Below are 20,814 nucleotides of genomic sequence, written 5' to 3'. Positions count from 1 at the left end.
CATGCGTGCTTTGCAACTGATCGACGACCGCAAACTTGAGATCACCGATCTGCCGGAGCCGGAGGCGCCGGGTGCGGGTGAGGTGACCTTGCGCGTCAAGGCTGTCGCGCTCAACCACATCGACGTCTGGGGCTGGCGAGGCATGGCTTTCGCCAAGCGCAAGATGCCGCTGGTCATCGGTGCGGAAGCTGCCGGCGTGGTCGAAGCGATCGGTCCGGGCGTTGCGAATGTTCTGCCGGGTCAGCTCGTGTCGATCTACGGCGCGCGCACCTGCGGCCTTTGCCGCCATTGCCGCGAAGGTCGCGACAATCTGTGCGAACATGTCGGCGGCGTGCATGGTTTCCATCTCGATGGTTTCGCGCAGGAGAAGGTCAATCTTCCGGCTCGTCTGCTCGTTCCCGCGCCTCCCGGCGTCGACGCGGTCGGTGCAGCGCTTGCTCCGGTGACTTTCGGTACCGTGGAGCACATGCTGTTCGACAATGCCAAGCTGGAGCCGGGTGAAACCATCCTCGTTCATGCCGGCGGATCGGGCATCGGCACGGCTGCCATTCAGCTTGCCAAGAAGATCGGCTGCGCGGTCATCACGACGGTCGGCTCCGACGACAAGATCGAGAAGGCCAAGGCCTTGGGCGCCGATCACGTCATCAACTATCGAACGGACCGCTTCGAGGGCGTCGTTCGCAAGCTGACGAAGAAGAAGGGTGTCGACGTGGTCTTCGAGCATGTCGGCAAGGATACCTGGGCCGGCTCCATGCTTTGCATGAAGCGCGGCGGCCGTCTCGTCACCTGCGGCTCGACATCGGGCGTTTCGACCGAAATGAACCTGATGATGCTGTTTCAACAGCAGCTGAAGCTCCTCGGCTCCTTCGGCTGCCGCATGGAGAACATGGCCAATGCGATGCAGAAGATGGCGCGTGGCCTCGTTCACCCGGTGATCGATACCGAAGTTGGCTTCAATGATATCGACCGGGCGCTGGAACGGATGGAATCGCGCCAGATCTTTGGCAAGATCATCCTGAAGATGGACTGAGCGGCGTGAAGCTCTTCATCACCCGGATCGTCCTGGCGCTCAGAAATCTCCGGCAGTGGCTGGTGGCGCAGGTCATCTTCGGATTCCTCAATTTCCTGAAACTGTTTCCGGCAGATGCAGGCATCAACTTTGCCGATTGGCTGGCCCGTAAAATCGGTCCGAGCATGCGCCGGCATCAGTTGATGCTGACCAATCTGCGCAATGCCTTTCCTGAAAAGAGCGAGGCGGAGATCGAGAAAATTGCGCGTGCGAGCTGGGGCAATATGGGGCGCCTGGCAGCGGAATATGTCTTTCTCGACCGGCTTTTCGACTTCGATCCCGATGGCGACAAGCCTGGCCGCATCGAAGTCTCGGGCATTCCGATCTTCCTTGATCTCAGGGACAATCCGCGCCCGTTCATCGTCTTTACCGGGCATATCGGGAATTTCGAGCTGCTGCCGGTCGCCGGCGCTGCCTTCGGCCTGAAGGTGACCGTGCTCTTTCGCCCGCCGAACAATCCCTATGTCGCTCAGAAGGTTTTCGACTTCCGGGCCAAGCGCATGGGCAATCTCGTGCCATCGCATGCAGGGTCGTCGTTCGCGCTCGCTAGAGAGCTTGAGGCAGGACGCGGCGTCGGCGTGCTGGTCGACCAGAAATTCCGTAAGGGTTTGAAGACTTTGTTCTTCGGCCGCGATGTAAAGACGAACCCACTGCTGCCGAAGCTCGTGCGCCAGTTCGATTGCGAAGTCTATCCGGCCCGTTGCATCCGTCTGCCCGGCAACCGCTACCGGCTGGAGATCGAACCGAAGCTGGAGATGCCGCGCAACGAGGCCGGCGGTCTCGATCTCACGGCAACGGCGCAGATGCTGAACGACAAAGTCGAGAGCTGGGTGAGGGAAAATCCCGAGCAATGGCTCTGGTATCACGATCGCTGGAATATCAAGAAGAGCGTTTTTTAAGCTCACCGTCTCATGTGCTGATGGCAGTTCTGTCCGCATACCCGCATGCGCCCTTCATCCGGGCATTGTGATTACAAGCCTTGTTTTTCATAAAGTTCTCGTTTCCCGAGAACTTCGGCTCAGCCCAATTGAAAGTGGGAATAAGTCATGTTAATTCACAATACGGAAAGTTTGGTGAGAATGCGGACACCAAACTGAATATCCTTGGTCATGGCAGCGCCGGGAAACGAGGCCCCTGCGTCCTGTCGTGGTCGGGGACAGGAGGGCAATTTTGCTGGCACTCTTTCATGCCTTCTCCATGAAATGTAGTCAGATTCAGCGTGCGATAAAACTTGGCGACGACGAGCTCGTGGCATCGCTTGATCGCGAATTGGAACCCATTATCGCAGCTATCCTGGCCTATAGGGCCGCGAGTCTGCTGGAAATTTACATGCAGCTCCAGTTCATGAACAATCTCATCCGCGAGGAAGCGGACGACCATACGCGAGTTGTGCGCAACTCTGCGTCGCTTTCGGCGCTGATCGATCGCTATTTCGGGGGCGCGAGTGAAGCAGCGGGCGAAGTTTTCCGGGTATTTGCGAGTGAGAAAATCGATCGGGACGATGTGTTCGGTTTCGAGGAGGGCAGTGTTCTGAATGATGTCATTCTGGACAGCCTGCCCAATCGGGTCGCGGTCGTCACACGGGATTATCGCTACCTCTACAGCAACGCCGCCAATTCGGAATTTCTGAAATCGAAGCCGATGGAGCTTGTGGGGCGTCACATCTCGGAATTCGTCGGTTCGGAAGATTTCGAAAGCAGACTGAAGGCGAAGCTCGATGCCTGTTTTGCCGGAGAGAAGGTGGAGTGCCTTTTTCCCTCCCATCGGCAGACCGAGCCCGGCAGAGTGTTTCACTGCACCATGACGCTGTTGCGCGCCAGAGAGGAAGTGATCGGCGCCTTGCTGGTCATGCATGAGATCATCGCCGTTCCCGCCGGCATGCTGGTGGCCTGAACCTGCGTTCAGGTGCCAAACAGCAATTTTCCAATCACATCCGGCATCAGGCGAGGGCTCCCTTCGCCGGATTTTATGCCCTCTTGGTGTGTTTCGGTGGCATCGGAGCTTAATCCATTGTTCGCCTCCTCGTCCTCGATGCTGCATTCGAAACAATGGCATCGGAATCCGATGGGTTTGGTCTCCTTCATGCGGTCGGTTGGCTCCAGCTGGCAAAGGGATCTGGCAGATTCCGCCAGCGCTCGGGCGTGAAGCCGTCCGCTTCAATCAGGCAGGCGTTCAGTTCAGCCGTGATCTGCCTTTCGTTCATCGGATCGGCGCCGATGAACACCAATTCCTGGCGGCGATCCCCCCATATCGGATCGAGATAGGGCGCCAGGGCACGCTCGAAGCTCGGATCGCACGGCCATTGATCTTGCGGCACGGCTGCCCACCAGATGCCCATCTTGCTCGTGCGAACGAGAGCACCGGCCTGGCTCATCTCACCGACATAATTGGGCCTGGTCGCAAGCCAGAAGAAGCCCTTGGCGCGAACGACGCCTGGCCATGACCTATTGAGAAATGCCTGGAATTTAAGAGGATCGAATGGTTTTCTCGCGCGATAAACGAAGGAACGGATACCATATTCCTCCGTTTCCGGAACATGATCCTTGAAGCCATGCAGCTCCTTGTACCAGAGCGGATGGGTTTCGGCTCGATCGATGTCGAAGCGGCCCGTTCCGAGAACCGCGGACGGTTCCACCGCACCAAAATCGGCTTCGACCAGATAGGCATCGGGATTGAGGCCGACGATGATCTTGCGGGCGGCGTCGCGTTGCTCTGCTGTCGCCGCGCCGATCTTGTTGAGAACAACGACATCGGCGAACTCGATTTGCTCGACCAGCAGATCGACGATGGTGCGGTTGTCGCCATCGCCGGCCGTCTCGCCGCGGTCGGCAAGAAAATCCGTCGAACCATAGTCGGCGCGAAGGTTGGCGGCATCGACTACGGTGACCATCGTATCGAGCCGAGCAACGTCGGAAAGACTGCGACCGTCTTCGTCACGGAACTCGAAGGTGGTGGCGACGGGCAAGGGTTCGGCAATGCCTGTGGATTCGATCAGCAGATAATCGAAGCGGCCCTGCTCGGCGAGCTGGCGGACTTCCTTCAGCAGGTCGTCGCGCAACGTGCAACAGATGCAGCCATTGGTCATTTCGACGAGCTGCTCTTCCGTGCGGGAAAGATTGGCGCCGCCGTCGCGCACCAGCGCGGCATCGATATTCACTTCGCTCATGTCATTGACGATCACGGCGACGCGCATACCGTGGCGATTGTTGAGGATATGATTGAGCAGTGTCGTCTTGCCGGCGCCAAGGAAACCGGAAAGGATGGTGACCGGGAGCTTCTTATTCATGGCAAACTCCTTGTAACGTAATATCATTACATTTGCTGTGATGAAAAAAGCGAGCAAGAGGCTCGCTTCCTTCTGTAATGTTCAGCCTTGCGCTGAAAGGCAGGCTTTGAGAGAGCTTGCGATGCCGCGCATCAGATCGAAATAGAGATCTGGTCCCTGCGGCAGCGTTGCAGCTTCCGGGTCGAGGACACCCGATTTTGCGGAGGTGCCTTCGAGCACGACATTGACCAGCTTTGGCTCGAATTGCGGTTCGGCGAAAACGCAGGTCGCGCCGAGATCGGCGACCTTCCTGTGGATTTCGGCGACGCGCTGCGCACCGGGAATGGTTTCCGGGCTGACCGTGATGGAGCCGGAGACGCGCACGCCATAACGATGCTCGAAATACTGATAGGCATCGTGGAATACGATGAAGGGCTTGTCTTTCACCGGAGCAAGCGTCGAAGCAATTTCCGCATCCAGCGCATCAAGCTTGTCGTTCAAGGCCTTCTGGTTTGCTTCATAGGCGAAGGCGTTGGCAGGATCCGCAGCGACCAGCGACGTTGCGATTTCAGCGACCATCGCCTTGGCATTGTGTGGATCGAGCCAAAGATGCGTGTCGAATTCGCCATGATCGTGGTCATGATCATCGCTGGCTTCATGTTCATCGCCGTCATCATGCGGTTCGAAGGCGCCGCCTTTGCGGAATTTCAGCTTGGTGATGCTAGGTGCGTCCTCAAGCTCGACGATGGTCGCGTTGGAACCAAGCGCTGCGAGCGGCTTCTGCAGGAAGGCTTCCATGCCTGGCCCGACCCAGAAAACAACCTGCGCCTGCTGGAGGCTGCGGGCATTCGATGGCTTGAGCGCATAGGTATGCGGCGAAGCGGCACCGTCAACGACCAAATCCGGCGTGCCGACGCCCTGCATGACGGCTGCGACCAGCGAGTGGATCGGCTTGATGGAAACGACGACTTTGGGAGCATCGGCTGCAGTTGCGCTCGTGCCGAAGAGCATGCCCGAAAGGAGGAAGGAGGCCGCGATAAGAAGAAGCGTTTTTATTGCGTTCATGCGATAAGTGCCCTTGAATGGGTATGTAATGTTATTACATCAATTGCGTTATGCTATAACGTGTGCGATAGCATGGCGCAATAGTGCAATTGGAAATTTCATGCTTTCTTCCCTCGCCAACAAGAGCCGTCCGCTCGTGTCGCTCCATGATGTCGGCGTCCGACGCAACGGCCGCTGGCTGGTGCGCGGCGTCGATTTTTCCGTGAGCCGGGGCGAGATCGTTACCCTGATCGGCCCCAATGGTTCCGGCAAGTCGACCAGCGCCAAGGCGGCGATCGGCGTTCTGAAGCCGGACGAGGGGCGCGTGGAGCGCATTGCCAATCTGAAGGTCGGCTATGTCCCGCAGAAGCTTGCGATCGATTGGACCCTGCCGCTCAGCGTTGAGCGATTGATGACTCTGACGGGACCTTTGCCGGAGCGTGAGCTGATCGCGGCTTTGGAAGCGGTCGGCATCGCGCATCTTGCCAAAGCCGAAGTGCAGCATCTTTCCGGCGGCGAATTCCAGCGGGCGCTGCTGGCGCGCGCCATTGCCCGCGAGCCCGATCTCCTTGTGCTCGACGAGCCTGTGCAGGGCGTGGATTTCAGCGGCGAGATCGCGCTTTACGACTTGATCAAGTCGATCCGCAATTCGCAAGGCTGCGGTATTCTGCTGATTTCGCATGATCTGCATGTCGTCATGGCGGCAACGGATACGGTGGTTTGCCTGAACGGCCATGTCTGCTGCCGCGGCACGCCGCAGACCGTCAGCCAGAGTCCCGAATATGTCAGGCTGTTCGGCACGCGGGCAGCACAATCCCTGGCGATCTACAGCCATCATCACGACCATACGCATCTGCCCGATGGCCGCGTGCAGCACGCGGACGGCTCGATTACCGATCATTGCCATGCCGATGACGGCCACCACCATCATGAACATGACGATCATGATCACCACGACCATGCCGAGGGAGAGCGTCATGTTTGACGATTTCTTCCTGCGTGCGGTCCTGGCCGGCGTCGGACTGGCGCTGACAACCGGGCCGCTCGGCTGCTTCATCATCTGGCGGCGCATGGCCTATTTCGGCGACACGATCTCGCATTCGGCGCTGCTCGGCGTGGCGCTCTCGCTGCTGTTCCAGCTCAACCTGACGCTCTCGGTTTTTGCGGTTGCGGCGCTTGTTTCGATCCTACTCCTTCTGCTGCAACGGCGGCAGGCGCTGTCGGCGGATGCGCTGCTCGGCATCCTCTCGCATGCGACGCTGGCGATCGGCCTCGTCATCGTCGCCTTCATGAGCTGGGTACGGATCGATCTCATCGCCTTCCTCTTCGGCGATATTCTCGCCGTCAGCCAGTCGGACATCGCGGTGATCTGGAGTGGCGGCATTTTCGTGCTGGCGGCGATCGCGTGGCTCTGGCGTCCGCTGCTGGCTTCGACGGTCAATCCCGAGCTCGCCGAGGCTGAAGGATTGCGGCCGGAGCGCGCGAGGCTGTTCTTCATGCTGCTGATGGCCGTGGTGATCGCGATCGCCATGAAGATCGTCGGCATTTTGCTTATCACTGCGCTGCTGATCATTCCCGCCGCCACAGCGCGCCGCTTTGCTGCGACGCCGGAAACAATGGCGGTTTTCGCTTCGCTGCTCGGCGCCGTCGCCGTCGTCGGAGGTCTTTTCGGATCGCTGCGCTACGATACGCCCTCCGGACCTTCCATCGTCGTCGCAGCGCTTGTTCTATTTGTCATCAGTCTGCTACCCCTCGTTCGCAGGGCCGGCACGCCAGTGGCGCAACAGAGAGGACAGTCATCATGACCACTCCTATGCTCACCAAGAACCAGTCTCTCGTTTTTGACGTCCTGACCAAGGCGGAAGCGCCGCTCAGCGCCTATACCATTCTCGACAAATTGCGCGATCAGGGGTTCCGCGCGCCGCTGCAGGTCTATCGGGCGCTGGATAAGCTTCTGGAATATGGCGTGGTGCACCGGCTCGAGAGCATCAATTCCTTCGTCGTCTGCGCACATCCGCATGAGGATTGTCATAGTCATGGCCTGGTCGCCTTCGCCATCTGCGAAAGTTGCGGCCAGGTGATCGAGTTCCACGATCACGAGGTGGATCATCGGCTGATGGACTCGCTGAAATCGCAGAAGTTCAAGGCGGAGAAGTCCACCATCGAAATTCGCGGCCATTGCGCCAATTGCGCGGCTTGATCCGCAGGCCGCTGTTATTTCATATCCACCAGATATTTGTAAGAATTTTCTAATCTAATATTTTAAGATCACGCGCGAAGCGCTGCCAGTTGGCAACATAATGCTTCGCTGAGCGGCGCAGGCCTTCGATTGCCGTCTCATCCAACGTGCGGATGGCTCTTGCCGGCGCGCCGACAACCAGGGAGCCATCCGGGAACTCCTTGCCTTCCGTGACAAGCGCATTGGCGCCGACGAGGCAATTATTGCCGATCTTCGCGCCGTTCAGAATGGTTGCGCCCATGCCGATCAGCGAATTGTTGCCGATGGCGCAGCCATGAATGATGGCGTGGTGGCCGATGGTGCAGCCTTCCCCGATGGTGACGGGAAAGGCCGGATCGGTGTGGACCATCGTGCCTTCCTGGATATTCGTCGCCCTGCCTATGGCGATGAGCTCATTGTCCCCGCGCAGGACCGAGCCGAACCAGACGCCGACATCCTCGCCGATCTCGACCTTGCCGATGACGCTTGCATCCGGCGCGATCCAGTAACGGCCCGGGTCTGGCGTTTTCGGCGTCAGGCCGGCGAGGGCGTAAAGCGGCATGGTCGATCCTCCTCGATCAGACGACGTTCAGGACAAGATTGGCGACGCCATCGATAGCGCAGCTGATCCGGTCACCGCGCGCAACAGGGCCGACGCCGGCCGGCGTGCCCGTCATGATGATATCGCCCGGGGCGAGCGTGAAGAGCTTGGAAAGCTCGGCGATGATTTCCGGCACCTTCCAGATCATCTGAGAGAGATCGCCTCTCTGGGCAGCCTCGCCATTGCGCATCAGCCAGATGCCGCCCCTGTCGGGATGGCCGACCCGCGTGGCAGGTGCGAGCGCGGAGACGGGTGCCGAATGATCGAAGGCCTTGCCGATTTCCCAGGGGCGGCCGAGCTTCTTGGCTTCGCCCTGCAGGTCGCGGCGGGTGAAATCGATGCCAACGCCATAGCCGTAGACGCAGTCCAGCGCCTGTTCGACCGGGATGTTTGCGCCGCCGCTGCGCAACGCCACGACAAGCTCCACTTCGTGATGAACGTCGGACGACAGCGAAGGATAGGGGAAGTCGCTGGCGACAAGCAGGTTGTCGGGGTTTTTCTGGAAGAAGAAGGGCGGTTCGCGGCTGGGGTCGTGTCCCATTTCTATGGCGTGGTCGGCGTAGTTGCGGCCGACGCAATAGACGCGGCGCACGGGAAAGAACTCGGTCTCACCCTCGATCGGCAGAAGAACTGGGGCAGGCGGCGGAATGACTGTCGTCAATGGGGCGTTCATATGGGTTTTCGAAACTTTCGCTCTTTCTCGGAAGGCCAGTCGCTCTCCGATTCCGTCCGGGCAAACTAGCATCATTGTGACTGCCACGAAAACTGGCCTTTTTGAGAGATTTGGTGTAGAGGGCGCCTCAGAAAGGCTTCCCATGTATAGCGACGCACTGAAAACTGGCCGCAAGATCTTTGCGGTAGCCCCCATGATCGACTGGACGGATCGCCATTGCAGATATCTGCATCGGCAGATCAGCCGGCATGCGCTGCTTTATACCGAGATGATCGTGGCGGACGCGATCATTCACGGGCCGCGCGACCGGCTACTGGGGCATGATGCTGTCGAGCATCCCGTTGCGCTGCAGCTTGGCGGCTCCGACCCGGCCAAGCTTGCCGAGGCGGTGAAGATCGCGGAATCCTATAATTATGACGAGATTAATCTCAATGTCGGCTGTCCTTCCGATCGGGTACAGTCAGGCACCTTCGGCGCCTGCTTGATGCTGACGCCGGAGACGGTGGCATCCTGCGTTGCGGCGATGAAGGCGGTTTCGAAGGCGCCCGTCACGGTGAAATGCCGGATCGGCGTCGATGAGCAGGAGCCGGAAGAGGCCTTGCCGGAGCTGATGACGCGCGTGCTGGATGCCGGCGCGGACGCGATCTGGATCCATGCGCGCAAGGCCTGGCTGAAGGGGCTGTCGCCGAAGGAAAACCGCGAAATACCGCCGCTTGACTACGATATCGTCTACCGCATGAAGAGCCGTTGGCCCGAGGTTTTCATCGGCATCAATGGCGGCATTCAGACGCTGGATCAGGCTGAGGCGCATCTTGCCCATGTCGACGGCGTCATGCTCGGCCGCGCCGCCTATCAGAATGCCGCGATCCTTGCCGATGTCGATCACCGCTTTTATGGCGAGCCTGCAGTTGAAGCCGATTGGAATGGTCTGCGCGACCGGATGATGACCTATGTTGAGCGCCACATAGAAAATGGCGGCCGCCTGCAGCATGTCGCGCGCCATATGGTCGGTCTCTTCACCGGTCTGCCGGGCTCGCGCCGCTACCGCCAGATCCTCTCCACCGACGCCAACAAGCCGGGAGCGGGGCCGGAGGTGATCGCGGCCGCTTTCGCCGCGGTGGATTTCAGTGCGGATTCGGAGCGGGTCAGCGCTTGAGGTGCTAATCTCGCCCTTGGCGGGCGAGAAAGCAAAATCAGCATCTAGCTTCAGCTAAGTGCTAGATTTTGCAAGAGAGGGGTAGGTATGGGCGCACTGACTTCCGAACTATTTCTCTCAAGAAGATGGCCCCCGTTCTTGCGATTTCAATCGCTTAGAAATTGCGCTGCATTTTGAGTATGTGGAGCGATCCGATATCGCAATTGCTAAACCGGTGAGATTGCTTTCTCGCCCGCTAGGGGCGAGATAGGACACGAACCCGTTGTAACCTCATCCAGCAAACGAAAAACGGCGCGGTTTTCACCGCGCCGTCCGAAACCTTAGTCAGGCAATCACCAGAGGCTTAGGCAGCCTGGATGTTGACAGCCTTCGGGCCCTTGCCCATGCGATCCGGCTCGGTGTCGAAGGTGACCTGCTGGCCTTCGCGCAGCGACTGGATCCCGGAAGCCTGAAGAGCGGAGATGTGGACGAAAACGTCCTTTGCGCCGCCGTCAGGAGTGATGAAGCCAAAACCCTTGTCCTGGTTGAAGAATTTTACGATGCCCTTGGTGGCCATGGGGGATAGTCCTTTACCCATCAGTCTTAGTTTATCCGGATAAACCGGACGGCTTTGCCTCCGCGCCATGCGAAAGCCAGTCGAGTAGTTCACGTACGGGGAAAGAACGTCTGCGCGGGTCAGAAGACCCAACCGCTGCCTGCCGCAAGCGGATCACCAAATCAGTCCAGTCACCGGCATGCAAATGCCCGAGCATGCATATGGGTGACAGGGTTTGTGGAAAAAGGCAAGAGGTGTTTTAGCCGGCAGCGGTAATGAAAGGGAAATCAACGGGTTGAAAAAAGCGATCGGTCCGATTGCCCGGCGAATCTACGATCTTCAGCTTATATAATGAGGAGGCTTGTTATTCCTGAAACACTGTTCAAATTGCTTTTGTAAGAGAGACTGCCGTAGCTGCTTTTCCAAAGCCGCCGCGATTGCGACATTGAGGACTCTCCTTGTAGACCGACGTTCGGGATACCAGCTCTAGCTCGGTGTAAACACCGCACAAGGCTCCGCTATCCCCCGCAGCTCGTAACATCCCAAGGCCAGCAGCGGCATCGCCGTCTCGGCTGCGACCGATCCCGAAACGAGGATATTGTGGCCGAGCGGCTTGCAGAGGCCCTCCAGCCGGCTGACGAGGTTGACGGCGGGACCGATGGCGGTGAAGTCCAGGCGGTCGGCGGCGCCGATGTTGCCCCAGAGCATGTCGCCGAAATGCAGCGCGACGCCGAAGGGGAGTTGTGGCAGGCCCTGGCTTGTCCGCGTTGTGTCAAGATGCGCCATGCCGGCGCGTATGGCGGTGGCGGCGCGCAAGGCCGCCTCGCAAGCTTCCTTCGGTGTCCCGCTAACGGGGAAGATTGCTAGTACGCCGTCGCCCATGAATTTCAGCACTTCGCCGCCGAAGGCATGGACGGCGCCGGCGACGCGGTCGAACCAGGCATCGAGCGCCGCGATCATGACCGTCGGCTCGGTGGCTTCGGAAAGAGCGGTGAAATCCCGCAGATCGGCGCAGAGCAGGGCTGCGCGGATGGTTTCGCCACTATTGCGGCTGAGCGCACCGGCCTGCACGCGCGCCGCACTTCTGCGGCCGAGATAGGCTTCGAGCAGGGTCGATAGAGTGGCGCGGGCGGCCAATGCCGCCAAGGGGGCCGCGGCGAAGCGGGCGATTTCGCGCAGGGTTTCCGTTTCGAAGGTGGTGAAGGGCCGCGCGCCGGCCCAGGCAAGCACGGAATTGCCTGGCGCAATCCCGATCGTTTCCTCGGATATCGGGCCGAGATCGCCGAGCCAATCGCGACCGGCCTGTCCTAGCGCCGTGCCGGCGAAGCCGAGAGCTTCGGTTACCGCTCCGCTCTCCGCGCGCCAGAGCCATGTATGCTGCGTGATGATCGGATGCGGCGCGGCAAGCGTCAGGGCGCTGCCGGCAAGCGGGAGGCCGGCAGCCGACAGGTGTGCGCCCAGATCGGCCAGGAAGCGTTCGGGGCTGGGCGAGGTGCCGGCTTCGTCGACCAGCCAGGCAAGGGGGGCAGGTAAATCCATGCCGCGATCATGCCATGGCGATTGCGAGCTGTCATCCGGGCCGGCGCAACCTTCCTGACGGCGCAGGGATCGCCAAGTTCTAGCGAACGAACCTATGTCCCTGGCCGGTGATTTCCCTGCTCCTCAAGCCATCGAACCGGATGGAGCAGTACTCAAGGCATTATTGTTTTCGGTCGTCTTGACCGCGCATGGGGTCCGGGCCGGGATCGCGTCCGGCAGCCACTGCCGCCATGCGGTCGAGATAATGCGCCCAGCCTTTTGCGTGCGCCTCGCATTGTTCGAGGGTCGGCAGGCCGGTATGGGTGAGGCGCACCAGCGTCCCGTTCGACTGCTCTATCAGGTCGATCTCCACCAGTGTCGATCCGGGAGGCACCTCCTCGCTGCCTTCCCAGCCGAAGCTATAGGCGAGGCGGTGCACCGGCACGACTTCGCGGAAAGTGCCGCGCGCGGCACGAGCGCCGGTGACGTTGACGAGATAGATGCCGCCAGGCTCCGGCTTCGTCTGGGCTTCCGTGCCCATCCAGCGCAGGATCTTTTCCGGATCGGTCAGCAGTGCGAATATGGCCGCAGGCGGCGCCGAGACATGAGTCTCGCGATGGACGATCAAAGGTTCCGGCATCGGTCTCTCTCCCATGTTCTGTCACTTCCCGCCGGTCCGGGCGTGTTCAACGCTTCCCTGCCGTCACGGGCTCCCTATGCGATGCATGTAGGACTGCCAGACAGGCCGGCAAGGCATCTTCCGATGCCGGCTGCTGCATCCTCCGTCATCGGCGGCAGGGTGGGACATTCAGAGACGATCGCCGTCTTAGCGTCCAGGCCGCCCCGTCTTGCCTTTGGTCCGGCCCTTGCGCTGCTTCTCGTCTACCGAATCCTCATAGGAGCCGACGCCGGGCTTCGCCCGGATGATCGGCTTGTCCGGCACCTTACCCGTGACCGGCTTTTCGGTGCGGCCGACAGTCATCTCGTCCAGTGTGTTCTTGCGGAAGAGCGGCGTGCCGGCATCGCTGCCCGGCCCCATTTCGTCGAGACTCGGCTTGGCGAAATAGGAGCGGGAATCCGGTGCTGGCGGTGCGCGCTTGACGGTCGCAGAACCGCGGCTTTCGAGGCTCTTCGCCTCCTCGCGGGCGAGTGGATCGTCCATGGCGGCGAGTTCGACGGCCTTGAGGCGCTTGATCTCGTCACGCAGCCGTGCCGCCTTTTCGAAGTCCAGGTCGGCTGCGGCATCGCGCATGGATTTTTCCAGCGCGTTGAGGTGGGCCTGGAGATTGTTGCCAACGAGATGGCCGCCATCGGCAAAGCCCTTGCCGGAGGCGCCGCCGATATCGGCGCGGACATGGTCCTTCTCGTAGACGCTGTCGAGGATATCGGAAATCTTCGCCTTGACCGATTCCGGCGTGATGCCGTGTTCCTTGTTGTAGGCCATCTGCTTTTCGCGCCGGCGGCTGGTTTCGTCCATAGCGCGCTGCATCGATCCGGTAATGGTATCGGCATAGAGAATGACCTTGCCGTCGACGTTACGCGCGGCGCGGCCGATCGTCTGGATCAGCGAGGTTTCCGAGCGCAGGAAGCCTTCCTTGTCGGCATCGAGAATGGCGACGAAGCCGCATTCCGGAATGTCGAGACCCTCGCGCAGTAGGTTGATGCCGACGAGCACGTCGAAAGCGCCCAGGCGAAGATCGCGGATGATCTCGATGCGCTCCAGCGTGTCGATGTCGGAGTGCATGTAGCGCACGCGCACGCCCTGCTCATGCAGATATTCCGTCAGGTCTTCGGCCATGCGCTTGGTCAGCACGGTGCAGAGCGTGCGATAGCCCTTGGCGGCGGTTTCGCGGATTTCGCCGAGCACGTCGTCGACCTGGGTGCGGGCAGAGCGGACCTCGACCGGCGGATCGATGAGGCCGGTCGGGCGGATGACCTGTTCGGCGAAGACGCCGCCCGATTGCTCCATTTCCCAGCCGCCGGGCGTTGCCGACACCGCGATCGTGTCCGGGCGCATGGCGTCCCATTCCTCGAAGCGCAGGGGGCGGTTGTCCATGCAAGAAGGCAGGCGGAAGCCATATTCGGCCAGCGTCGCCTTGCGGCGAAAGTCGCCTCGGTACATGCCGCCGATCTGGGGCACGGTGACGTGGCTTTCGTCGATGAAGATGATGGCGTTATCGGGGATGTACTCGAAGAGCGTCGGCGGCGGCTCGCCGGGATTGCGGCCGGTCAGATAGCGCGAATAATTTTCGATGCCCTGGCAGGAGCCGGTGGCCTCGAGCATCTCGATATCGTAGCGGGTGCGCTGTTCCAGGCGCTGCGCCTCCAGCAGGCGGCCGGCCTTTTCCAATTCGGCAAGGCGGTGCTTCAGCTCTTCCTTGATTGCCTTGATGGCGGCGTTCAGGGTGGGACGCGGCGTGACATAGTGCGAATTGGCGTAGATCTTCACCGATTTCAGGTCGCCGGTCTTATGACCCGTGAGCGGATCGAATTCGGTGATGGCGTCGATCTCGTCGCCGAACATGGAGATGCGCCAGGCGGCATCCTCCAAGTGGGCCGGAAAGATTTCGATCGTGTCGCCACGAACGCGGAAGGAGCCGCGCGTGAAGTCGATGTCGCGGCGCTTATACTGCTGTGCCACTAGATCCGCCAGCAGCTGCCGCTGATCGAGACGATCGCCGACATTCATCTGGAAGGTCATGGCCGTATAGGTTTCGACCGAGCCGATACCGTAGATGCACGAGACCGAGGCGACGATGATACAATCGTCGCGCTCCAGCAGCGATCGTGTCGCCGAGTGGCGCATGCGGTCGATCTGTTCGTTGATCGAGCTTTCCTTCTCGATATAGGTGTCCGAGCGCGGCACATAGGCTTCCGGCTGGTAGTAATCGTAGTAAGATACGAAATATTCGACGGCGTTGTCCGGGAAGAAATTCTTGAATTCGGAATAGAGCTGTGCCGCCAGCGTCTTGTTCGGCGCAAGGATGACGGCCGGGCGCTGTGTCGCCTCGATCACCTTGGCCATGGTGAAGGTCTTGCCGGAACCGGTGACGCCGAGCAGCACCTGATTGCGATCGCCGTTCTGCAGCCCTTCCACGAGGTCGCGGATCGCCGTCGGCTGGTCGCCGGCCGGCTTGTATTCCGAGGCCATGCGGATTTCGATACCGCCTTCGGACTTTTCCGGCCGGGCAGGGCGGTGCGGCGTCCAGATCTTGCCGTTCTTATGCAGCGGGTTGCCGCTTTCGATCAGCTTCGACAGGGCTTCCACCGTCGCGGTCACGCCGCCGGTCGAAATCTTGTCGGCATCCTCGAGCGCGATATCGAGGCCGGAGACCGGGTTGAGGCCGGCGGCGGCGCGAGTCTTGGGGTCGGTCGAGCCGCCCATGGAGACGCCGCGCGCGGTCTTGCCGGCGGTGATTTCCACCTTCTTGCGATGCTTGCCGGCCTTCGAAGCGATCTCGCGCTGGGTTTCCACGCCTGATGCTTCCGCGTCGGCCTCCAGCTGCTTCACCCAATCGGCAACGCTGCCGCTGAGCGGCGCGCCTTCGAACGGCGCCTGCGGCGCCTCTTCGAAACCGGTCGCGGCGGGGGATTTTTTCGATGATCTGGCCATGGGGCGAATATGGCGACAGATCGCGCCGATGTGAAGAGGCAAAGAGTACAAAAGGGAAACGAATGGCGGATTTTTCCATTCGCCGGAGATGTCAAATATGTTACAACCCAAGGGCGGCCGATGCGCTATCGCCGATCCAAAGTCCGCATAGCGCGATCCTCGCAGGCGCCAAGGAGGAACCAGCCGCAACGTCGACATGCCCGGCCAGTGCCGGGTTCCCCCAGCTTCGACGGCATCCGGTATTGCCCGCCTCGCCGCCGCCATCCGGTCGGAGGATCATTATGACCGCATTGGATAGCTTACGTTCCTTGTCCCCCCAGCAACGAAACACTGTGATCGCGGCCTATCTGGGCTGGACATTGGACGCTTTCGATTTCTTTATTTTGGTTTTCGTTCTGAAGCATATAGCCGAAGAGTTTCACACGGATGTCCCCGCGGTTGCCGTGGCGATCTTCCTCACGCTCGCTATGCGGCCGGTCGGCGCCCTGATCTTCGGGCTGGCGGCGGATCGCTTCGGGCGGCGCACGACCTTGATGGTCGACGTCCTGCTTTATTCCGTCTTCGAGTTCCTGACCGGCTTTTCGACCGGCCTGACGATGTTTCTCGTTCTGCGCGCGCTTTTCGGCGTCGCCATGGGCGGGGAATGGGGTGTCGGCGCATCGCTCGTCATGGAGACGATACCGGAGGACTCCCGTGGTCTGGTGTCGGGTATCCTGCAGGCCGGTTATCCCTCGGGCTATCTGATCGCCTCGATCGTCTTCTTCCTCCTGTTTCCGATCATTGGCTGGCGCGGCATGTTCTTCGTCGGCGCGGTGCCTGCGCTGCTGGTGCTCTATATCAGGCGCAATGTGGAGGAATCTCCGGCCTTCCTGCAGCGGCAGGCGAAGCCGCAGCGGCCGTTTCTCACCGTGTTGCGCGAGAACATCCCGCTCTTCCTCTGGGCCGTGCTTCTCATGACCGCGTTCAATTTCTTCAGCCACGGCACCCAGGATCTCTATCCGACCTTCCTGGAAACCCAGCGGCAATATGATTCCTATACGGTGGGCGCCATCGCAATCGTCTACAATATCGGCGCGATTGTCGGAGGCCTGACCTTCGGTTCCCTGTCGCAGCGCTGGGGCAGGCGGCGGACGATCGTCATCGCGGCGCTGCTGGCCATACCCGTCGCCCCGCTCTGGGTCTGGGGACACGGGCCGGTGATGCTCGCGATCGGCGCCTTCCTGATGCAGCTGTTCGTGCAGGGCGCCTGGGGCATCGTTCCCGTCCATCTCAACGAATTGTCGCCGGACGAGGTGCGCGGCACCTTCCCCGGATTTGCTTATCAGCTCGGCAATCTGCTGGCTTCGGGCAATGCCTCGATCCAGGCGGGGCTGGCCAAGCGATGGGGCGGGGATTATGCGCTGGCGCTGTTGATCGTTGCCTGCATCGTCGCCGTCGTGGTCGCCGTTTTTGCCGGCTTTGGCTTCGAGAAGAAGGGTGTTCGGTTCGGCGGCAAGGATGCGGGGCAAGCGGACAGTGCCGTACGGGCCTGAACAGGATCGCCGTCATGATCAGCAAGGGCCGGCCGATACCGTCGGCCCTTGTCGGTCACTTTCCGCAAATTTCCGAGATCTTGGCCTGGGCAAAGCCGCGGGCAACTTCCTGCAGACCTCCGACTGAAGAGATCAACTCGCCGATCGGGCCATTGATGCCGAGATGCAGGTCGGTGATGTGGCATGCGCCGACATCAACGGTCATGGCGGCATCGAGCTGACCCTTGATCGTCGTCTTCAGCACGCCATGCGATTTGCAGGCCATCTCGGCATGGGCGTTGATCTGGAGGCCGCCATTCGGACCGTCGCAGACGTCGAGCGATTTTACCTCGAACTGGTCCTTGTGATCGACACCCGGCAGCTTCTTGCAAGGGTCGGCTTCGTTCACCGACTTCTCGATCTGCGGACCAAATTTGCTCTGCAGCAGCGACCAGCACGAAGCCGGAGCAGCTTCGGCCGGCGTTGCCGCCATCGGAAGCGGAGACAGCGGCAGTATGATCGCCGCCGTCAGCAAAGCCATGCGAAGCGGCGGTAGGAGCGAAACGGGGAACATGGGATATTTCAGGTTCACGGCGATCTATCCTCTCAAGAGAAGAAGCAGCAAATCAGGCGCGGCGCGGCGACAGTCTTCATCTCTTCCTTTGCAAAGGCAATCCCCGGCGTGCTGCTTGACGGGCATCAGCATGTTTTCGGCAAGCGGCGGGGGCAGCGGCAAATGGCCGGCAGGGCATGATGGTACGGGTCGGTCGACCCGTCAAATCGGGATAGGCTGTCCGCCGGAGCGGTCTTCCTGCTGTTGGTCTTCGCCGTCGTCATAGCCGAGATGCTTCGCCTTGCGGAACCATTCTGCCGCCTTGACCGCATCCGCGGCGATGCCATCGCCGTCGCGGTACATCATGGCGAGATTATAGGCCGCGCCGGCATAGCGATGCTCCGCCGCCCGCTCGAACCAGTAGACGGCTCGATGACCGTTCTTGGGAACGCCCTCGCCATCGCGAAACATGACGCCGAGATTGTATTCGGCCTCGACATCGTTCTGCGCCGCCGCTTTCAGAAACCATGTGATCGCCTCGGCCTGATCCTGCTTGATCCCGTCGCCGTCGGCATACATGGCTCCGATATTGAACTGCGCGCCGGCGTCGCCTTGATCGGCCGCCTTCTTGAACCAGGAGAAGGCCGCAGCGCCGTCCTTGGCAACGCCTTCGCCGTCGCGATACATGATGCCCAGATTGAATTGCGCCTCGACTTTTCCCTGTTCGGCCGCCTTGTGATACCAGATGACGGCCTTCCTCTTGTCCTTGCCCGTGCCATCGCCCTGATCATACATGGTGCCGACATTGAACTGTGCATCCGCATCGCCCTGTTCCGCGGCCTTGCTATACCAGGCAAACGCCTCCTGCTTGTCCTGGGCTACGCCTTGGCCCGTGTCGTAGACTACGCCGAGATTATATTGCGCATTGAGGTATCCTTGTGCCGCAGCCTTCCTGTACCAGGCAATGGCCTGGCTCTTGTCGGCGGCAACGCCTTCACCCTGATCGTACATGGTGCCGACATTGAATTGCGCTTCGGCATTGCCCTGATCGGCGGCCTTCCTGTACCAGCTGAGCGCGAGCGTAAGGTTCTTTTCGACGCCGTTGCCCTGCTCATACATTTGCCCGAGTTTCAGCTGTGCGGTGGCATTGCCCTTGCTCGCCAGCGGACGCCAGTAATCCAGACCGGATTTGATATCGCCGCGATCGTAGCTGTTTCTTCCGACATCGGCTTGTGCGGCTCCCACGGACGCCAGCACCAAGAGCAGACCTGCTGCCCCCTTCTTCCAGTTCACGATCTACCCCTCAGTCGAAATCCGTTGAATTAACATGCCAAGCGCTTCGTAACCGTTACGGCATGAGCGCCATCAGCAAATGAAACAAGACCCAGCCGGTGCTGACGCCCGTGCCCTTTTTGCCGGCGGCGCCTTGTCCCAGGGGTCCGAGATCCTTGATGGGGCCGTCGCCATTGGCTTCCATGTAGCTGAGTCCGTGCTGCGCCTCCGGCAATCCCTTGGCCGCCGCCTTATTGAACCAGTCGGCAGCGATCGTGGAGTCCTTTGGCACGCCATAGCCGTTATAATACAGATATCCAAGACCGTATTCCGCCCGAGCGTCGCCCTGATCGGCTGCTTTGCGAAAGAGAGCGGCCGTTTGGCCATAGTCCTTGGGAATGCCGGCGCCCTGATAATAAAGGTAGGCGAGGGCATATTCGCCCTGTGAATTGTTCCGGTCGGCCGCCTTGCGGTACCAGCTGGCGGCGGCCGATTTGTCGGCCGTCGTACCCAGTCCGTTTTCGTACATGTAGCCGAGGGCATATTGGGCATCGGCATGACCCTGGCTGGCCGCTTTCTGGTACCAGTCAAAGGCCTTGCCATTGTCCCTGCCAACGCCGCGACCGGCTGCGTACATATAGGCGAGAGCATATTGGCCCTGGGCGTCGCCATGTTCAGCGGCCTTGCGATACCATCTCACCGCGCTGTCATCATCCACCTTCACGCCCTGACCGTTGGCGTAAAGATAGCCGATGGCATATTGCGCGTCGGGGCGGCCCTGGTCGGCAGCTTTACGATACCATTGCAGCGCCTGCCTGTAGTCTCGGTCGACGCCTATCCCGTTTGCAAGACTGTAGCCGACGGCGTATTGCGCGTCGGCGCGGCCTTTTAGGGCGGCTTTCATATACCAGGAATAGGCTTCGGCATCGTTCCGCGCGACACCCTTGCCGTTGGCATAGGCGTAGCCGACCGCATAGAGACCCTGCGCGCTTCCTTGGTCGCCGGCCTTTTTGTACCAGGCGACCGCCTGCTCCCGGTCTTCTTCCGTACCTTGACCGTTGTCGTACATGTAGCCGATCGCGTATTGGGCATCGGGCCGACCCTGGTCGGCGGCTTTGCGATACCAGCCGAGTGCGACTGACGCGTCCTGATGCACGCCCAGGCCATTGGCATACATATAGCCGAGCGCATATTGCGCCTGCGCCTGTCCCTGGGCGGCGGATTTCTGGTACCAGGTGACAGCGTCTTCGTTACTGACAGCCATGCCGCGGCCGTTGGCATAGGAATAGCCGATGGCATATTGAGCATCGGCATTGCCGGCTTGTGCCGCCTTCAAATACCAGTCGTTTGCCTGCTTCAGATCCGTATCGACGCCGCGGCCGCTGGCATACATGTAGGCCAATGCATATTGGGCCTGCGCATTGCCTTGCTCCGCCGATCTCCGATACCAATCGACAGCCTGAGCGTCATCCTGTTCCACGCCCTGACCGTTGGCGTAGCGATAGCCGAGACCGTATTGGGCGGCGGGATTGCCCTGTTTTGCGAATTCCACCCAATATTTCAGGTCGATCGCCGTATTGGCGGGGCCTGGGACCGGATCCTCGGCGTGAGCAAGCCAGGGCAGCGAAAGAGCGAGCGCCAGTCCCAATGCATAGCTCGTTGTCTTCAAGGCTCGAGTCTCCCACCTGCGTCCCAGACCGTAATCGATCTGAACAATATGGCGATGTCTTGGTCAAGGATCGCAGGAACCCAATGCAGTGGATTTAACGCCCTATCCAGGATGCGG

At 60.5% G+C, this 20,814-nt stretch carries 19 protein-coding genes; 8 read left to right on the top strand and 11 right to left on the bottom strand.

Features of this window, described 5'->3' with window-relative positions; genetic code table 11:
* The first annotated feature begins 1 nt into the window (after position 1).
* From C7U61_RS11060 to C7U61_RS11050, 3 genes are all read left to right on the top strand, one after another.
* Positions 2–1,030, top strand: coding sequence for a zinc-binding dehydrogenase (locus C7U61_RS11060; RefSeq protein WP_106998135.1), 1,029 nt, complete (start codon positions 2–4; stop codon positions 1,028–1,030).
* A gap of 5 nt (positions 1,031–1,035) precedes the next feature.
* Positions 1,036–1,968 (top strand): lipid A biosynthesis lauroyl acyltransferase, encoded by a 933-nt coding sequence (locus tag C7U61_RS11055; RefSeq protein ID WP_106998134.1) that lies wholly within the window; start codon positions 1,036–1,038, stop codon positions 1,966–1,968.
* Positions 1,969–2,239: 271 nt separating this feature from the next.
* A complete protein-coding gene (locus C7U61_RS11050; RefSeq protein WP_106998133.1) occupies positions 2,240–2,962 on the top strand; it encodes a PAS domain-containing protein in 723 nt (240 codons plus the stop codon).
* Between the two features lie 187 nt (positions 2,963–3,149).
* Here the strand turns inward: C7U61_RS11050 and C7U61_RS11040 are convergent, their stop codons facing one another.
* Together C7U61_RS11040 and znuA are read right to left on the bottom strand one after the other, a co-directional pair.
* Complete coding sequence (locus C7U61_RS11040) at positions 3,150–4,355, bottom strand: GTP-binding protein (protein WP_106998131.1); 1,206 nt, start codon at positions 4,353–4,355, stop codon at positions 3,150–3,152.
* Between the two features lie 81 nt (positions 4,356–4,436).
* Positions 4,437–5,399: a zinc ABC transporter substrate-binding protein ZnuA gene (znuA, locus tag C7U61_RS11035; RefSeq protein ID WP_106998130.1), complete on the bottom strand. Its 963-nt coding sequence runs from the start codon at positions 5,397–5,399 to the stop codon at positions 4,437–4,439.
* A gap of 100 nt (positions 5,400–5,499) precedes the next feature.
* Here znuA and C7U61_RS11030 point away from each other — a divergent pair, with 100 nt between their 5' ends.
* From C7U61_RS11030 to C7U61_RS11020, 3 genes are read left to right on the top strand one after another with little or no spacing between them, the layout of a single operon-like run.
* Positions 5,500–6,363 (top strand): metal ABC transporter ATP-binding protein, encoded by an 864-nt coding sequence (locus tag C7U61_RS11030; protein WP_162703476.1) that lies wholly within the window; start codon positions 5,500–5,502, stop codon positions 6,361–6,363.
* Positions 6,356–7,183, top strand: coding sequence for a zinc ABC transporter permease subunit ZnuB (gene znuB, locus C7U61_RS11025; RefSeq protein WP_106998128.1), 828 nt, complete (start codon positions 6,356–6,358; stop codon positions 7,181–7,183). The genes C7U61_RS11030 and znuB overlap by 8 nt, the downstream gene beginning before the upstream one ends.
* Positions 7,180–7,578, top strand: a complete 399-nt coding sequence (locus tag C7U61_RS11020) for a Fur family transcriptional regulator (protein ID WP_106998127.1) — start codon at positions 7,180–7,182, stop codon at positions 7,576–7,578. The genes znuB and C7U61_RS11020 overlap by 4 nt, the downstream gene beginning before the upstream one ends.
* A gap of 49 nt (positions 7,579–7,627) precedes the next feature.
* Here the strand turns inward: C7U61_RS11020 and C7U61_RS11015 are convergent, their stop codons facing one another.
* Both C7U61_RS11015 and C7U61_RS11010 read right to left on the bottom strand, forming a co-directional pair.
* Entirely contained in the window at positions 7,628–8,158 is a 531-nt protein-coding gene (locus C7U61_RS11015) for a gamma carbonic anhydrase family protein (RefSeq protein WP_106998126.1), read from the bottom strand.
* 16 nt (positions 8,159–8,174) lie between these two features.
* Positions 8,175–8,870, bottom strand: a complete 696-nt coding sequence (locus C7U61_RS11010; RefSeq protein ID WP_106998125.1) for a fumarylacetoacetate hydrolase family protein — start codon at positions 8,868–8,870, stop codon at positions 8,175–8,177.
* Between the two features lie 142 nt (positions 8,871–9,012).
* Here C7U61_RS11010 and dusA point away from each other — a divergent pair, with 142 nt between their 5' ends.
* Entirely contained in the window at positions 9,013–10,026 is a 1,014-nt protein-coding gene (dusA, locus tag C7U61_RS11005; RefSeq protein WP_106998124.1) for a tRNA dihydrouridine(20/20a) synthase DusA, read from the top strand.
* A gap of 343 nt (positions 10,027–10,369) precedes the next feature.
* Here the strand turns inward: dusA and C7U61_RS11000 are convergent, their stop codons facing one another.
* The 4 genes from C7U61_RS11000 to uvrB form a co-directional block, all read right to left on the bottom strand.
* The gene (locus tag C7U61_RS11000) at positions 10,370–10,582 is read right to left on the bottom strand and encodes a cold-shock protein (protein WP_106998123.1); all 213 of its coding nucleotides are present in this window, start codon (positions 10,580–10,582) and stop codon (positions 10,370–10,372) included.
* Between the two features lie 465 nt (positions 10,583–11,047).
* On the bottom strand, positions 11,048–12,100 hold the full coding sequence (locus tag C7U61_RS10995) for an adenylate/guanylate cyclase domain-containing protein (protein ID WP_106998122.1): 1,053 nt from the start codon (positions 12,098–12,100) through the stop codon (positions 11,048–11,050).
* 160 nt (positions 12,101–12,260) lie between these two features.
* Complete coding sequence (locus C7U61_RS10990; RefSeq protein WP_106998121.1) at positions 12,261–12,719, bottom strand: SRPBCC family protein; 459 nt, start codon at positions 12,717–12,719, stop codon at positions 12,261–12,263.
* Between the two features lie 186 nt (positions 12,720–12,905).
* Positions 12,906–15,692, bottom strand: coding sequence for an excinuclease ABC subunit UvrB (gene uvrB, locus C7U61_RS10985; RefSeq protein WP_106999057.1), 2,787 nt, complete (start codon positions 15,690–15,692; stop codon positions 12,906–12,908).
* A 281-nt stretch (positions 15,693–15,973) separates the two neighbouring features.
* Between uvrB and C7U61_RS10980 the strand changes: the two genes are divergently transcribed.
* Positions 15,974–17,224 carry an MFS transporter gene (locus C7U61_RS10980; protein WP_106998120.1) on the top strand — a complete coding sequence of 417 codons (1,251 nt, stop codon included), beginning with the start codon at positions 15,974–15,976 and terminating at the stop codon, positions 17,222–17,224.
* 55 nt (positions 17,225–17,279) lie between these two features.
* On the opposite strand, the gene C7U61_RS10975 is transcribed toward C7U61_RS10980, so the two are convergent.
* The 3 genes from C7U61_RS10975 to C7U61_RS10965 all read right to left on the bottom strand — a co-directional run bounded on the left by C7U61_RS10975 (position 17,280) and on the right by C7U61_RS10965 (position 20,697).
* Positions 17,280–17,795, bottom strand: coding sequence for a hypothetical protein (locus C7U61_RS10975; protein WP_106998119.1), 516 nt, complete (start codon positions 17,793–17,795; stop codon positions 17,280–17,282).
* A gap of 183 nt (positions 17,796–17,978) precedes the next feature.
* Positions 17,979–19,049, bottom strand: a complete 1,071-nt coding sequence (locus C7U61_RS10970; RefSeq protein ID WP_106998118.1) for an SEL1-like repeat protein — start codon at positions 19,047–19,049, stop codon at positions 17,979–17,981.
* A gap of 55 nt (positions 19,050–19,104) precedes the next feature.
* Entirely contained in the window at positions 19,105–20,697 is a 1,593-nt protein-coding gene (locus C7U61_RS10965; RefSeq protein ID WP_106998117.1) for an SEL1-like repeat protein, read from the bottom strand.
* Between the last annotated feature and the right edge of the window lie 117 nt (positions 20,698–20,814).

Source organism: Rhizobium sp. JAB6, from assembly GCF_003024605.1.
In the GTDB taxonomy this organism is placed as follows: Bacteria; Pseudomonadota; Alphaproteobacteria; order Rhizobiales; family Rhizobiaceae; genus Rhizobium.
The sequence above is the reverse complement of the archived record's forward strand: the minus strand, read 5'-3'. Positions and strand labels throughout refer to the sequence as shown.

Bases quoted from the DNA above. Each gene is read 5' to 3' on its own strand.
- C7U61_RS11040 (WP_106998131.1), bottom strand. From the start codon at position 4,355: ATGAATAAGAAGCTCCCGGTCACCATCCTTTCCGGTTTCCTTGGCGCC.
- C7U61_RS10995 (WP_106998122.1), bottom strand. From the start codon at position 12,100: ATGGATTTACCTGCCCCCCTTGCCTGGCTGGTCGACGAAGCCGGCACC.
- C7U61_RS10990 (WP_106998121.1), bottom strand. From the start codon at position 12,719: ATGCCGGAACCTTTGATCGTCCATCGCGAGACTCATGTCTCGGCGCCG.
- C7U61_RS11000 (WP_106998123.1), bottom strand. From the start codon at position 10,582: ATGGCCACCAAGGGCATCGTAAAATTCTTCAACCAGGACAAGGGTTTT.
- C7U61_RS11020 (WP_106998127.1), top strand. From the start codon at position 7,180: ATGACCACTCCTATGCTCACCAAGAACCAGTCTCTCGTTTTTGACGTC.
- uvrB (WP_106999057.1), bottom strand. From the start codon at position 15,692: ATGGCCAGATCATCGAAAAAATCCCCCGCCGCGACCGGTTTCGAAGAG.
- C7U61_RS11030 (WP_162703476.1), top strand. From the start codon at position 5,500: ATGCTTTCTTCCCTCGCCAACAAGAGCCGTCCGCTCGTGTCGCTCCAT.
- C7U61_RS11060 (WP_106998135.1), top strand. From the start codon at position 2: ATGCGTGCTTTGCAACTGATCGACGACCGCAAACTTGAGATCACCGAT.
- C7U61_RS11010 (WP_106998125.1), bottom strand. From the start codon at position 8,870: ATGAACGCCCCATTGACGACAGTCATTCCGCCGCCTGCCCCAGTTCTT.
- C7U61_RS10980 (WP_106998120.1), top strand. From the start codon at position 15,974: ATGACCGCATTGGATAGCTTACGTTCCTTGTCCCCCCAGCAACGAAAC.
- znuB (WP_106998128.1), top strand. From the start codon at position 6,356: ATGTTTGACGATTTCTTCCTGCGTGCGGTCCTGGCCGGCGTCGGACTG.
- znuA (WP_106998130.1), bottom strand. From the start codon at position 5,399: ATGAACGCAATAAAAACGCTTCTTCTTATCGCGGCCTCCTTCCTCCTT.
- C7U61_RS11015 (WP_106998126.1), bottom strand. From the start codon at position 8,158: ATGCCGCTTTACGCCCTCGCCGGCCTGACGCCGAAAACGCCAGACCCG.
- dusA (WP_106998124.1), top strand. From the start codon at position 9,013: ATGTATAGCGACGCACTGAAAACTGGCCGCAAGATCTTTGCGGTAGCC.